7 protein-coding genes are annotated in these 14,221 nt (G+C 75.4%); all 7 read right to left on the bottom strand.

Features of this window, described 5'->3' with window-relative positions; translation table 11 throughout:
• Window positions 1–29: 29 nt before the first annotated feature.
• From AC6H2I_RS23255 to AC6H2I_RS23225, 7 genes are read right to left on the bottom strand one after another with little or no spacing between them, the layout of a single operon-like run.
• Window positions 30–1,403, bottom strand: coding sequence for a UbiD family decarboxylase (locus AC6H2I_RS23255; RefSeq protein WP_497503137.1), 1,374 nt, complete (start codon window positions 1,401–1,403; stop codon window positions 30–32).
• The gene (locus tag AC6H2I_RS23250) at window positions 1,400–2,182 is read right to left on the bottom strand and encodes an SDR family NAD(P)-dependent oxidoreductase (protein WP_497503136.1); all 783 of its coding nucleotides are present in this window, start codon (window positions 2,180–2,182) and stop codon (window positions 1,400–1,402) included. The genes AC6H2I_RS23255 and AC6H2I_RS23250 overlap by 4 nt, the downstream gene beginning before the upstream one ends.
• The gene (locus AC6H2I_RS23245; protein WP_497503135.1) at window positions 2,179–3,771 is read right to left on the bottom strand and encodes a class I adenylate-forming enzyme family protein; all 1,593 of its coding nucleotides are present in this window, start codon (window positions 3,769–3,771) and stop codon (window positions 2,179–2,181) included. The genes AC6H2I_RS23250 and AC6H2I_RS23245 overlap by 4 nt, the downstream gene beginning before the upstream one ends.
• 2 nt (window positions 3,772–3,773) lie before the next feature.
• Window positions 3,774–4,067, bottom strand: a complete 294-nt coding sequence (locus tag AC6H2I_RS23240; protein ID WP_497503134.1) for a hypothetical protein — start codon at window positions 4,065–4,067, stop codon at window positions 3,774–3,776.
• Entirely contained in the window at window positions 4,064–4,270 is a 207-nt protein-coding gene (locus AC6H2I_RS23235) for an MbtH family protein (protein ID WP_497503133.1), read from the bottom strand. The genes AC6H2I_RS23240 and AC6H2I_RS23235 overlap by 4 nt, the downstream gene beginning before the upstream one ends.
• Entirely contained in the window at window positions 4,267–7,593 is a 3,327-nt protein-coding gene (locus tag AC6H2I_RS23230) for an amino acid adenylation domain-containing protein (RefSeq protein ID WP_497503132.1), read from the bottom strand. Before AC6H2I_RS23230 ends, AC6H2I_RS23235 begins: the two co-directional genes overlap by 4 nt.
• Window positions 7,590–14,210, bottom strand: coding sequence for an amino acid adenylation domain-containing protein (locus AC6H2I_RS23225; RefSeq protein WP_497503131.1), 6,621 nt, complete (start codon window positions 14,208–14,210; stop codon window positions 7,590–7,592). The genes AC6H2I_RS23230 and AC6H2I_RS23225 overlap by 4 nt, the downstream gene beginning before the upstream one ends.
• Between the last annotated feature and the right edge of the window lie 11 nt (window positions 14,211–14,221).

The raw sequence follows: 14,221 nt of genomic DNA, 5'->3' as shown, positions 1-14,221 counted from the left end.
ACGCGGGTGATGGGGCGCTGGGGGCGCGGTCAGGGCCGGCGCTTGAGGATCTCGGTCAGGTCGACGCGGGCCATCACGGCGTCCGGAACGCGGTTCGGCCGGATCGGCCGGGCGGGCCGCAGGGGCCGGGTGGCGTCGACCCCCATCTTGGAGCTCCGCCCCTCGGTCGAGGGGCAGGAGGGGTCGAGCAGGGAGCCGCGCTCGTCGGCGAAGAGATGGACGCCGGCCGCCGGCTGGGTGTTGAGCCCGAGCGCGCGGAACACCGCGCGGGGGTCGCGCACGTCGACGTCGGCGTCGACCACGAACAGGTGCTTGGCCTGGATGTCGGTGGTCAGCAGGGCGTCCATCACCCGTCGCGGCTCGTCATCGGCGGCCTTGTGGAGCGCCACCGCCGCGGTGAACGGGGCCAGCGCGGCGTAGGCGGTGACCCCGGGCACCGCGGCGCGGGCGCGGGCCAGGGCCCGGTGCTCGATGGCGGGCAGCTCGATGGTCACGTGCTCCAGGCTGCCGCTCACCACGTCCTGGTAGAGCGGGGCGGTGCGGCTGGTCATGGCGGTGACGTGGAACACCGGGGTGCGGCCGGTGCCGGTGCTGAAGCCCGGCCACTCGCCGAACGGCCCCTCCTCGACCCGCTCCTCGGGGGCGACGACCCCCTCCAGAACGATCTCGGCCCGGGCCGGCACCACCAGGCCGGGTTGCGTCAGGCAGCGGACCACGGGCAGCGGCGCCCCCAGCAGCCCGCCGATGACGTCGTATTCCGGCAGCGGGCCGGAGTGGACCGCGCCCAGGAACCAGGCGGGGTGGAGGCCGATGAAGAAGGCGATGGGCATGGCCCGGCCGGCCCGGCGGTGCGCCTGGTGGATGGCGTCGAGGTGGCGGCCCGGTTCGATAAGGATGGCGGTGCGGGCGCGGTCGAGGACCATCAGGCGGTGGACGCTGAGGTTCGTCCGCCCGGTATCGGGATCCCGGGCCACCCCGACGGCGGCGGTGATGTAGGGTCGCGGCGCGTCATGCTCGTGGTAGACCAGCGCGGGCAGCCGGCCGAGATCGACGTCGCCGCCCAGCGCCACCGTCTCGTGCACCGGCCCGTCCGGCACCGTCACCGGGGCGACCGGGTCGGCCACCGCCCGGGCGTAGCGGGCCGCCACCTCGCGCAGCGGGCAGCCCAGCGCCAGGGCCATGCGGCCCATCGAGCCGCACAGGTTGGTCACCACCGGCATGGCGGTGCCGGCCACCCGGCGGAACAGCAGGATGGGCGAGCGGTGCTGGGCCTCCAGCGCCGCGAGGATGGCCGCGGTCTCGTAGCGCGGGTCGACCTCGCGCTCGACCTCCACGAGGTCGGCCGGCCGCTCGGCGCGGACGCGGTCCAGGAAACCGCGGAGGTCGGACGGCGACTCGTTCATTCCATGGTCGTCCCGCCGCAGATGTTGAGGGACTGGCCGGTGATGCCGGCGGCGAGGTCGGACATCAGATAGACCGCGAGGCCTGCGACCTCGCGCTCGTCGATCAGCCGCTTCATCGGGCTCTCCGCGACGACCCCGGCGAGGTAGTCGTCCACCGATTTGCCGAACATGCGCGCCCGGCGTTCCATCGCCTGGTCGACGAAGTCGGTCCGGACGTGCCAGGGGCAGAGGGCGTTGGCGGTGATCCCCAGCCCGGCGGTCTCCCGCGCCACCGTGCGCGTGTGGCCCAGAACCGCCGCCTTGGACGCCGCGTAGGCGCCGTTGTACGCGGGCCCGAACTTCGCGGCCACCGAGGCGATGTTGACGATGCGGCCCCAGCGGGCGCGGATCATCGGCCGCAGCGCCGCCTGGGTGGTCGCCATCAGGGCGAAGACGTTGAGCTCGAACACCGCGCGCAGGTCGTCCTCCTTCTGCATCACGGTGTTGGCGATGGTGGTGGCGGCCGCGTTGTTGACCAGCACGTCGACCCGCCCGAAGCGGTCGAGCGCCGCCTTCACCAGGCCGGCCGGGGCGCCCCGCGCGGTGAGGTCGAGGGGCAGGGCGAGGGCCGTGCCGCCGTGCTCGGCGACGGCCGCCGCTGCGGCGTCCAGGGGATCGCGCGTGCGCGCCGCCAGCACCACCGAGGCTCCGGCGGCGGCGGCGGTCAGGGCGATGGCGCGGCCGATGCCGCGGCTCGCCCCGGTGACGATGACGACGCGGCCGGACAGGTCGACCCTCATGCCGAGGCCTCCGCCCGCGCCGCCGCGCCGCCGGGCGGCAGCGGCGGTTCCCGCAGCGCGTCGCGCCGCACCTTGCCCGACGCCGTCTTCGGCAGCTCCGCCACGACGCGGATCTCGCGCGGGACGCGCAGCAGGGGCAGGCTGGCGAGGCAGTGGCGGCGCAGCGCCACCGGATCCGGCCGCCGCCCGGGGTGGGCGACGACGCAGGCGACGACCCGCTCGCCCAGGTGCGCGTCCGGCTCGCCGAAGGCGGCGGCCTCGGCGACGTCGGGGTGGGTGGCCAGGATCTGCTCGATCTCCGCCGGGAACACGCGCTCGCCGGCCGTCTTGATCATGTCGGACCGGCGCCCGTGCAGGTGCAGATAGCCGTCGGCGTCGAGGTGGCCCAGGTCGCCGGTGCGCAGGCGACCGCGGGAGTCGATCCGCCCCGAGCTGCGTTCGTCCCCCGACACGTAGCCCATCATGATGCCGGGACCGCTGGCCACCACCTCGCCGGCCACACCGGGCGGCTGCGCTGCGCCGTCGGCGCCGAGGATCTCGATGGTGACGCCGGGCAACGGGCGGCCGCACGAGGTGGGGCGGGCGAACACCTCGCAGGACGGGCCGTGGTAGGTGAGGCGCGGCGACGCCTCGGTCAGGCCGTAGTTGAGGTGGATCGCCGCCTCGGGCAGGGCGTCCTGCAGCGCGCGCAGCCGGTCCGGGGCAAGCGCCCCCCCGGTGATCATGAGGTGGCGCAGGTCGGGCAGCGGGGTGGTGGCGATGCGGCTGTGGCTGAGCAGGGTGGCCACGTGGTAGGGCACGCCGGAGAAGCAGGTGATGCGGTGGCGCGCCAGCTCCTGGACCACCAGCGGCGGGAAGCGGAAGCCGCGGGAGATCACGACGGTGCCCCCCAGCATCGCGAACAGCAGGAGCTGGATGCGGCCGTGGATGTAGTGGAGCGGCGCCACCAGGAGCAGGCTGTCCCCGGCCGTCAGTCCGATCCGCGCCTGGTAGGCGGCGAGGTTGGACAGCAGGTTGCCGTGGCTCAGCATCACACCCTTCTGCCGGCCGGTGGTGCCGGAGGTGTAGACGCACATCGCCAGCCCGGCCTCGGCCACCCGCGGCAACGGGTCGCCATCGCCGTCCCGGCCCTGGTCGTCGGCGAGGGCGCCGACGGCGAGCACCCGGCGCCCGGACGCGGGCAACGCCGGGGTGGGGCCGTCCGCATCGGCGCCGGTCACCAGCACGATGCCGGGGCACCCGCGCAGGGCGACGTCGGCCATGGCCCGGAGAAGCCCGGCATGAGCCGCCAGCGCGCGGGGGGCGGCCTCGTCCAGGGCGTCCAGGGCGGCCGGGGTGGCGGAGGGCGCGATGTCGACGGTGGCGGCGCCGGCCCGCAGCACGCCCCAGAACACGGCGAGCGCGTCGAGGGACGGCTCGGCCATGATGGCGACCCGGTCGCCCGGCCCGATGCCCAGGCCGCGCAGACGCCGGGCGACGGCGTCGCTCCGGCGGTCGAGGCCGGCGAAGGAGATCGCCCCATCGGGAGCCACGACGGCCGCCTTGTCGGGCCACCGCCGGGCCGCCGCGGTGAGCAGATCGTGCAGCATGGTCAGCCGTCCCCGCGCCCCGTGTTGCGCGCGATCCACCGGGTGAGCTGGTGCACGCTGCCGAAATTGTCGGGCGTGATGTCGTCCAGTTCGACGGTGAAGCCGAAGGTGCCTTCCACCCACACCACCAGCTCCATGATCGCGGTGGAGTCGATCAGCCCGTCGAGCGGCGTGTCGGCGGTGAGGCCGCCGGCCTGGCCCGGGATGAGATCGTCGCGCAGATGCGCCAGCACCTGCTCCTCGATGCCGGCGGTCGCGGCGGCGTCGAGCGTCGGTTCGGTCGTGGAGACGGTCATGCGGTGGCTCCCGTGCGCAGGCTCAACGGGCGCATGTCCGTCCAGACGGCGTCGATGTGGGCGAGGCAGTCGGCCTTGGAGCCTTCCTTCCCGGCGTCCCGCCAGCCGGCCGGCAGAGGCTTGGCCGCCGGCCAGATGGAGTACTGCTCCTCGTCGTTGATGACGACCCGGTGAATGGTGCGGTCTTCGTACCCGTCGCTCATGGTTCCTCCTCCGATTCGATCTCGTCGAGCCAGCGTGCCACCTCGTCGGGGTCGGCCGCCGCGGCCTGGGTCTGGAGAACGAGGAGCGCCAGCTCCGCCACGGTCGGCGCCTCGAACACGCGGTGGATCGGCAGGTCGACGCCGAACGCCTCGCGCAGGCGGGTGACCAGCTGGATGACGCTCAGCGAGTGGCCGCCCAGCGCGAAGAAGTTGTCGTGGACGCCGATGCGGTCGCGCATCAGCACCTCACGCCACATGGCGGCCACCTCCTCCTCGACGGCGTTGCGCGGCGCCACCGCCCCGGCGGCGCCGGCCGCCCCGGGCAACGCGGCCGGGTCGGGCAGGCGGTAGCGGTCGACCTTGCCGGTGCCGCCCAGCGGCAGGCGGTCCATCGCCACGTAGACCGACGGCACCATGTGCTCCGGCAGCCGGTCCAGCAGGAACCGCCGCAGCGCCACGCCGTCCGGCGCGTCCCGGCCGGGGGCCGCGACCACGTAGGCGACGAGGTGCCGGTTGCCGGCGTCGCTGCCGCGGGCGGTGACGACGGCCGCGTCGACCTCGGGGTGGCGGCCCAGCGCCACCTCGATCTCGCCCAGTTCGATGCGGAAGCCACGGACCTTGACCTGGTGGTCGCGCCGGCCGAGCAGGTCCACCGTGCCGTCGTCGCGCACGCGGGCGAGGTCGCCGGTGCGGTAGAGCCGGGCGCCCGCGGCACCGCCGAACGGGTCGGGGACGAAGCGCTCGGCGGTCATCGCCGGCCGGCCCACGTACTCCCGCGCCACCGCCAGGCCGCCGGCGCAGAGCTCGCCCACCACCCCGACCGGCACCCGGCCGCCCCGGCGGTCGAGGACGTGCACGGCGGCGTTGTCGATGGGCCGCCCCACCGCCGGCAGGGTCGGCCAGTCCCGCGGGTCGGGCGGCAGGGTGTGCTCGGTCACGAAATGGGTTTCGGTCGGGCCGTACTCGTTGTGCAACCGGCAGCCCGGCAGGGCGGCGAAGAAGCGGACGATGTTCGGCGTGACCTGCAGCGGCTCGCCGGTCGAGATCACCTGGACCAGGTCGAGGCCCAGCGGCCCCCGCCCCGCCGCGTAATCGGCCAAGCGGGCCAGGGCGGTGTAGGGCAGAAACAGGCGGCGCACCCGTTCGCGGGCCAGCAGAGCGGCCAGGGCCGCCGGGTCGCGGCGCGTCGCCTCCGACACCAGCACCAGCGTCCCCGCCGTCGACAGGGTCGACAGGATTTCTAGCACGCTGACGTCGAAGCTGAAGGCGTTGTACTGGAGCGTGCGCTCGCCCGGTCCCAGCGGGTTGATCCGGTTCTGCCAGACTGTGAGGTTGGTGAGCGAGCGATGGCTCATCCCCACGCCCTTCGGCACCCCGGTGGAGCCCGAGGTGTAGATGATGTAGGCCAGGGCCTCGGGGCTGCCGGTGGGTGCCGCATCCTCCTCGGGCTGGCCGGCCAGGGTGTCGTCGGCGTCGATGCGCAGCACCGTGCCGCGATACCCCTGCGCCAGCGCCGCCGCCGTCCGCTCCTGGACCACCACCACCGGAGCGCGGGAGTCGTCGAGCATGCCGGCGAGGCGCTCGGCCGGGTAGCCGGCGTCGAGCGGGACGTAGGGGCCGCCGGCCTTGAGCACGCCGAGCACCGCAACGACCATGTCGATCGACCGTTCCACGCAGATGCCGGTCGCCACCTCCGGCCCGGCGCCGGCCGCGCGCAGGCGGTGGGCCAGGCGGTTGGCACGGGCGTTCAGGACGCGGTAGGTCACGGCCTCGCCGTCGCACACCACGGCCTCCGCGTCGGGCGTGGCGCCCGCCTGCTCCTCCACCAGCCGGTGGGCCTGGCGGGCGTCGGCGGCGGCCGTCGCGGTGCCGTTCCAGGCGGCGAACCGCCGCCGCTCCGCATCCGTCAGCAGCGGCAGGTCGGCCAGCGCAGCGTCGGGGTCCGCGGCGATCCCCTCGGCCAGGGTGGCGAGATGGCCGGTCATGCGGGCGATGGTCGCGCCGTCGAACAGGTCGGTGTTGTACTCCCACAGGCCGGTGATGGCGCCGTCCGCATCGGTGAGGTAGAGGCTGAGGTCGAACTTCGCGGTGCCGGTGCCCAACGGGCCGGGGTCGCGGTTCGGGTCGCCCTGGCCCGCCGCCGCCGTGCCGTCGGCGGCCCCGCCCTGGAGCACGAAGAGGACCTGGAACAGCGGGTTGACGTTGAGGTTGCGGTCGGGCCGCAGCTCCTCCACCAGCTTCTCGAACGGCAGGTCCTGGTGCTCGTACGCCTCCAGGGTGATGGCGCGGACGCGCCGCACCAGGGCGCGGAACGGAAGGTCGGGGGCGACGTCCGTGCGCAGGACCAGCGTGTTGAGGAACAGGCCGATCAGCCCCTCCAGCTCCGGCCGGTCGCGGTTGGCCGCGGGGGTGCCCACCACCAGGTCCTCCTGGCCGGTGCTGCGGTGCAGCAGGGTCAGGAACAGCGCCAGCAGGACCATGAACGGCGTCGCCTGTTCGGCCCGTGCGAGGGCGCGCAGCGCGTGGCTGGCGGCCTCCGGGAGGCTGAAGGGATGAGTCCCGCCGCGGTGGCTGAGGACGGCCGGCCGCGGCCGGTCGAGGGGCAGCTCCAGCACGGCCGGGGCGCCGTCGAGGCGGTCGCGCCAGAACGCCATCAGCCCGGCCAGATGCGCGCCCTGCAGGCGCTGGCGCTGCCAGCGGGCGTAGGCGCCGTAGCTCAGCGCCAGCGGCGGCAGGGTGGCGGCCCGCCCGGTCAGCCGGGCCTGGTATCCGGCCGCCAGTTCGCCCAGGAACAGGCGCAGCGACCAGGCGTCGAAGACGATGTGGTGGACCGTCGCCACCAGCCAGTGCTCGTCCTCGTCGATGGCCAGGAGGAGGGCGCGCAGGGGCGGCCCCTCCGCCAGGTCGAACGGCCGCACGATCTCGGCCTCGGCGCGGCGCCGGGCGTCGGCCCGCCGCGCCAGGCGGTCGGCGCCCTCGCACACCGCCACCGGCAGCGGCACGCCGGCCGCCGCCGCGACCCGCTGCACCGGGCGGCCCGCGGCCATGCCGAAGCGGGTGCGCAGCGCATCGTGGCGCGCCACCACGTCGGACAGACTGTCGCGCAGCGCCGCCACGGCGATGGCGCCGTGCAAGGGGACCACGCACGGGATGTGGTAGGCGGGGTTCCCCGGCTGCAGCCGGTCGAGGAACCAGAGGCGCTCCTGGGCGAAGGACAGCGGCGCCGGGCCGTCCGTGGCGGCGCCGGTGACCTCCCACCACGGGCGGGCGCGGCGGTCCTCGGGGCCGGTGAGGGCGGTGGCGTCGGTCTGGTCCATCGTCATGGCGCTCGCACCTCGTCGGGCAGGGCGCGGGCGCCCCTGGCCTGGGCGACCAGCGCGTCGGCGTCGGGTGCCGCGTCGCGGATCGCCCGGGCCAGCAGCGCCGGCGTGGGGGCGTTGAAGAACCGCGACACCGGGAGGTCCACGCCGAGGCCGGCGCGCAGGCGGGACAGCACGCGCACGGCCAGCAGCGAATGCCCCCCGAGGTCGAAGAAGTTGTCGGTGGCGGCCACGGCGCGGCGGCCGAGAACCTCCGCCCAGACCTCCGCCACCAGGGCCTGCACCGGGTCGTTGCCCAGGTCCTGCGGAGCGTCCTGATCGGCGCCCGTCAGGGCGCCCTGACGGGCGCCCTCTGGGCCGCTCCCCGCGGCCGGCCGCGGCAGGGCCTTGCGGTCGAGCTTGCCGTTGGCGGTGACCGGCACGGCGTCGATGGCGATGATGTGCGCCGGCACCATGTACGACGGCAGGACGGCGTGGAGGGCGCGGCGCAGGCCGTCGGCGTCGACCCCGTGGCCGCTGCGGGGCACGACGTGGGCGACCAGGGCGCGGTCGGGGGAGGCCGCCGCCCCGTCGACGGTCACCACGGCGTCGCGCACCGCGGCCTGGCGCAGCAGCGCGGCGCGGACCTCGCCCGGCTCGATGCGGATGCCGCGCAGCTTCACCTGGTCGTCCAGCCGGCCGAGATACTCGATCTCGCCGCCCGGCAGGCGGCGGCCGAGGTCGCCGGTGCGGTACATGCGGCGGCCCGGCGCCTCGCCGAAGGGGTCGGGCAGGAAGCGCTCCGCCGTCAGGCCGGGGCGGCCGAGATAGCCGCGCGCCGGGGCATCGCCGGCGATGAACAGCTCGCCGGCGATGCCGACGGGCACCTCGTTCAGCCGGCGGTCCAGCACATGGATGCGGGTGTTGCCGATGGCATGGCCGATCGGCACGGTGGAACGGGCGGGGTCGCGGCGGCACGGCCAGCGGGTGACGTCGATGGCGGCCTCGGTCGGGCCGTAGAGGTTCTCCAGCGCCACCCCGGGGAGGCGCGCGAACACCGCCTCCTGCAGATCGGGCGCCAGCGCCTCGCCGCTGGCGACGATGCAGCGCAGCGCCGGCAGGTCGAGGCGGCCGGGCCGGGCGAGGAAGGCGCGCAGCATCGACGGCACGAAATGGACGTGGGTGATGCCGGCCCCGGCCAGGGCGGCGGCCAGGTATTCCGGGTCGCCGTGGCGGCCGGGGGCCGCCATCACCAGGGTCGCCCCGGTGATCACCGGCCACAGCAGTTCCCACACCGAGACGTCGAAGCCGATCGACGTCTTGTGCAGAACCCGGTCGCCGACGCCGAGGCCGTAGGTCTCCTGCATCCACACCAGGCGGTTGGCGAGGGCGCGGTGGGTGTTCACCGCCCCCTTCGGCCGGCCGGTCGACCCCGAGGTGTAGATCACGTACGCGGCGTTGGTGCCGCCGGCCGGGGTGCCGCCGGCCGGGGCGGCCCGGCCGTGCGCCGCCGCGGCGTCCACGGCGACGGCCCGGGCGCCGGCGGCGGTGACCCGGGCAGCGGCGGCGCCGTCGGCGAACACCAGGGCCGGGTGCGCGTCGCCCAGCATCATCGCCAGCCGCTCGTCCGGCAGGTCGGGGTCCAGCGGCAGGAAGGCCGCGCCGGCCTTCAGCACGGCCAGCACGGCGACGGCGAGGTCGAGGGAGCGCTCCACGCACACCCCCACCAGGCTTTCCGGGCCGACGCCCTGGGCGCGGAGGTGGCGGGCCACCGCGCCGGCGCGGCGGTCGAGCGCCGCGTAGGTCAGGCTGCCGTCGCCGTCGGCCTCGGCCACCGCCACCGCGCCGGGCGTGCGCGCCGCCTGGGATTCGAACAGCATCGGCACGGTGGCGTCCGCCAGGGGGGCGCCGGTGGCATGCCAGGCGCGCAGCCGGTCGAGCTCGGCCTCCCCGGCCAGCGGCGCCTCGGCGAGCGCCGCCGCGGGGTTTGCGGCGACGACGGCGATGAAGCGCTGGAGGTGGTCGGCAAGGCGGGCGATGGTCGCGGGCTCGAACAGCGCGCTGCGGTACTCGATCACCCCGTTCAGGCCGCGGCCGTCGTCGGCGACGTGCAGCGACAGATCGAACTTGGCACCCTGGGCGCCGGGCGCCTCCGCTGCGCCGCCGCCGCCCCCATCGCCGGTGGCGGTCGCCGCGCCGGTGCGGTGCACGGTGAACATGACCTGGAAGACCGGGTTGAACGCGGGGTCGCGCTCGGGTTGAAGGGCCTCGATCAGGCGGGCGAACGGCAGCTCCTGGTGCTCGAACGCCGCCAGCGAGGTCGTCCGGACCTGCTCCAGCAACCGGTCGAACGTCATGGTGTCGTCGAGGTCGGCGCGAAACACCAGCATGTTGACGAAGAAACCGATCAGCGGCTCCACGTCGATTTCGTCCCGGTTGGCCACCGGCGAGCCGACCAGCACCGTGTCCTGCCGGGTGCAGCGCCACAGGAAGGCCTGGAACGCCGCGAGAAGGACCGTGAACACGGTGGTCCGGCGGGCCAGGGCGAGGGACCGCACCGCGGCCGCCGCCGCGTCCGGCAGCGCGAAGGGATGCAGGGCGCCGGCAACCGGGGTGGCACCATGCCCGGGCGGGTGGTCGAAGGGCAGGTCGATGCGCGGCGGGGCGTCGGCGAGGCGCGTGGTCCAAAAGGCCAGCAGGCGGTCCAGCCGCTCCCCCTGCAGGCGGGCGCGCTGGCGCGCCGCGCAGTCGCCGTATTGCAGCGCCAGCGGCGGCAGCGCCGCTGGCACGCCGCGGGTCAGAGCGTCGTAGAAGGTGGCGAGCTCGCGCAGCAGCACCGCCGTCGACCAGGCGTCGGCGACGATGTGGTCGACGACGATGAGCAGGCATGCGGCGCTGTCGCCGAACCGGGCCAGGGTCGCCCTCAGCAGCGGCCCCGCGGCGAGGTCGAAGGGCTGGGCGAGGGCGGCGGCGCGCAGCCGGCCGTAGGCGTCGCGCCGGGCCGTCTCGTCCTCGGCCGGGAGGTCCACCACCGGGATGTCGAGGGTGAGCGCGGGTGCCACCACCTGCACCGGGTGGTCGCCGTCGAGACGGAAGGTCGTGCGCAGCGCGTCATGCCGGGCCACCACCAGGTTCAGCGCCCGCCGCAGCCGGTCGGCGTCGACCTGCCACAGCGGCAGGTCGACCGGGATGCTGTAGGAGCGGTCCCCGGGGTCGAGCTGGCGCAGGAACCACAGCCGCTCCTGCGCGAAGGACAGCGGATGCCGACGGGCGGGCGCCGTCGGCACGGCCTGCGGCTCGGGCGGGGGTGGCGATGGCGCGACCGATGACGGGACCGGTGGCTGGACCCCGGCCGTCGCGGGCGACGCGCCGGCGGGTCCAGTCCGGGCCAGGGCCTCCTCGACGCGGGCGCTGAGGTCGGCCACGGTCGGGTGTTCGAAGACGGCGCGGATCGGCAGGTCCACGCCGAACGAGTCGCGCACCCGGGCGGCGATCTGGGTCGCCAGCAGCGAGTGTCCGCCCAGGTCGAAGAAGTTGTCGTGCACGCCGATGCGGTCGATCCCCAACAGCCCGGCCCAGATGCCCGCCACCGCGTCCTGCACCGGGCCGGACGGGCTGAGAAAGGCGTCGTCGAGCGCCGGGCGCTCGCGCGGCGGCGCCGGGAGCGCCCGCCGGTCGACCTTCCCCGCCGGGTTCAGGGGCAGCGCGTCGAGCGCCATGAAGGCGACGGGCACCATGTGCTCGGGCAGGCGCTGGCCGAGGAAGCGGCGCAGCGCGCTCGGGCCCGGCGCGGTCTCCGGATCGGCAACGAGGTAGCCGACCAGGCCCCGGCCCGCCGGGAGGTCGTCGCGCACGGCGACCGCGGCGGCCCGCACCGCCGGATGGGCCAGCAGCGCCGCCTCGATCTCCCCCAGCTCGACCCGCATCCCGCGGATCTTCACCTGGAGGTCGAGCCGGCCGAGGAAATGAAGGTCGCCGTCGGCCCCGCAGACCACCAGGTCGCCGGTGCGGTAGAGCCGGGCGCCCGGCGGCCCGAAGGGGTCCGGCACGAAGCGCTCCGCCGTCAGGCCGGGGCGGCCGAGATAGCCGCGGGTGACGCAGACGCCGCCGATGAACAGCTCGCCCGGCACGCCGGGCGGGACGGGGGTGCCGTGCTCGTCCAGCACGTGGGCCCGGGTGTTGGCGATCGGCCGGCCGATGGTGACCGGCCGGTCCGGGGACAGGAAGGTCCCGGTCATCCACATCGAGGCCTCGGTCGGCCCGTAGCAGTTGAAGAACTCCGGGACGTGGCGCCAGCGGGCGACCAGCTCGGCCGGGCAGTCCTCGCCCATCACGATGATCAGCCGCAGCGCGGGCAGGGGGGCCGGCGGCAGCATGGCCAGCGCGCTGGGGGGCAGGGCCAGGATCGACACCGCGCGCGCCTCCAGCACCCGCAGCAGGTCGGCGCCGGACCGCGCGGTGTCGGCGTCGATCAACTGCAGGGCGGAGCCGCCGCGCAGCGCCATCAGGATCTCGAAGATCGAGGCGTCGAAGGTGAGCGACGCGAACTGCAGGACGCGGTCGTCCGGGCCGGTGCGGTAGAGACGGTGCTCCACCTCGCCGGCGTTGCAGGCGCCGCGGTGGGGAACCACCACCCCCTTGGGCCGCCCCGACGAGCCCGAGGTGTAGATCACGTAGGCCGGGTGGTCGGCGCCGACCCCGCTGTCGGGGGCGTGGTCCGGTCGGGCCGCGATGGCCGCGGCCTCCGCCGCCAGGTCGACCACCCGGCCGGCGAATCCGGGCAGCCGGGCGGCGCAGGAGGGATGGGTCACGACCACGGGCACGCCGGTGTCGTCGAGCATGAAGCGCAGCCGGTCGGCCGGATGGGCCGGATCGAGCGGCAGGTAGGCGCCGCCGGCCTTGAGGATGCCGAGCAGGCCGATGATCATGTCGGGCGAGCGTTCGGTGAACAGGCCGACCACCGTCTCCGGGCCGACACCGGCGGCGCGCAGATGATGGGCGAGACGGTTGGCGCGGGCCTCCAGCTCGGCGTAGGTGAGCGTCCGGCCGGCCGCGTCGACGATGGCGGTCGCCGCGGGGGCCGCCGCGGCCTGGCGCTCCAGAAGATGGTGGATGCACGCCGCGGCGCCGAGCGGCTGGGCGGTGTCGTTCCAGCGGCCGAGCCACGCCTCGTCCTCCGCGCTCAGCAGGGCGAGGCGCGACAGCGGCGTGTCCGGGCGGCGCAGGGCGTCGGCGAGGCAGGTCCGGTAGCGCCCGGCCAGGCGTTCGATGGTGGCCGCATCGAACAGGTCGGTGCGGTATTCGACGTAGCCGGTGAGCCGGCCGTCGCCCTCGATGACCGAGAGGGTGAGGTCGAAGCGCGACCGGCCGCTCGCCGCGGTCGGCGTCTCGAATCCGCCCGGCCCGGCGGCGGCGGCCGACTGCATCACGAACATCACCTGGAACACGGGATGGGCGCTGAGGCTGCGGTCCGGCTTCACCGCGTCCACCAGGAGCTCGAACGGCAGATCCTGATGGTCGAACGCGTCCAGCGTCGCCGCCCGGACCTGGCCGAGCAGCTCGGCGAAGCTGGGGTCGCCGTCGATCCGCGTGCGCAGCACCAGGGTGTTGAGGAAGAAGCCGATCAGCCCTTCCAGCTCGGCCCGGTTGCGGGTGGTGATCGGCGTGCCGACCACGACGTCGCGGGTGCGCGCCGACCGCGCCAGCAACACCACGAACGCCGCCAGGGTCGCCATGAAGGGGGTGGTCCGGGTGCGCTCGCACACCGTGCGCAGGTCTGCGGCGACCTCCGCGGGGATGGCGAAGGCGTGGGTCTCCCCGCGGTCGCTGCGCGCCGCGGTCCGCGGCCGGTCGGTCGGCAGCGGCAGGACCGGCGGCGCGCCGTCGAGCCGGCTCCGCCAATGGTCCAGCAGGCGCTGCCGGCGGTCGCCGTCCAGCCGCTGCCGCTCGGCGGCGGCGAAGGCGGCGTACTGGATGGGAAGCTCCGGCAGGGGCGACGGCCGGCCGGCGGCGAACGCCTCGTAGAGCAGGCCGAGCTCGCGCAGGAACACCGACAGGGACCAGGCGTCCGACACGATGTGGGGCATCACGACCACCAGCAGGTGGCTCGGTTGCCCCGGCCGCTCGGCGAGCCGGACCAGGGTGGTGCGCAGGGGCTGCCCGGCGGCCAGGTCGAAGGCGTGCTGGCACGCCGCCGCGATCGCCTCCCGCAGCCCGGCCTCGTGGTCGGCGCCGTGCAGCCCGCCGAGGTCGACGAGCGTCAGCGGCACCGGGCCGGGCGGGCCGGCGACCTGAACCGGCTGGCCGTCGCGGGTGGTGAAGGCGGTGCGCAGGATGGCGTGGCGGCGGACGATCTCCTCCACGCAGCGCTGGAGAAGCGCGGTGTTCACCGGCCCGTGCAGGGGGAACGCCGCCGGCACGTTGTAGGCGGGGCTGCCCGGCTCCATGCGGTCGAGGAACCACAGGCGTTCCTGGCCGAAGGACAGGACGGCCGGCGGGATGGTCGCGGGGGCGGGCGGCGGGCCGTCCGGCGCCGGCCGGGCCGCGCCGGCGCGGGCCGCCGCCGCCGTGCGCAGGCGGTCCTGGAGGCGGGCCGCCTGCGCCGGCGTGAGGTTCGGAATGCGGGCCGTCACGTCACTCATCGTCTCGTTTC

The organism is Azospirillum sp. NS33, assembly GCF_059703765.1.
Note: the sequence above shows the minus strand (reverse complement) of the source record. Positions and strands in the feature narration are given on the sequence as shown.

Coding starts and splice junctions, on each gene's coding strand:
- AC6H2I_RS23255 (WP_497503137.1), bottom strand. CDS start 1,403: ATGAACGAGTCGCCGTCCGACCTCCGCGGTTTCCTGGACCGCGTCCGC.
- AC6H2I_RS23250 (WP_497503136.1), bottom strand. CDS start 2,182: ATGAGGGTCGACCTGTCCGGCCGCGTCGTCATCGTCACCGGGGCGAGC.
- AC6H2I_RS23245 (WP_497503135.1), bottom strand. CDS start 3,771: ATGCTGCACGATCTGCTCACCGCGGCGGCCCGGCGGTGGCCCGACAAG.
- AC6H2I_RS23240 (WP_497503134.1), bottom strand. CDS start 4,067: ATGACCGTCTCCACGACCGAACCGACGCTCGACGCCGCCGCGACCGCC.
- AC6H2I_RS23235 (WP_497503133.1), bottom strand. CDS start 4,270: ATGAGCGACGGGTACGAAGACCGCACCATTCACCGGGTCGTCATCAAC.
- AC6H2I_RS23230 (WP_497503132.1), bottom strand. CDS start 7,593: ATGACGATGGACCAGACCGACGCCACCGCCCTCACCGGCCCCGAGGAC.
- AC6H2I_RS23225 (WP_497503131.1), bottom strand. CDS start 14,210: ATGAGTGACGTGACGGCCCGCATTCCGAACCTCACGCCGGCGCAGGCG.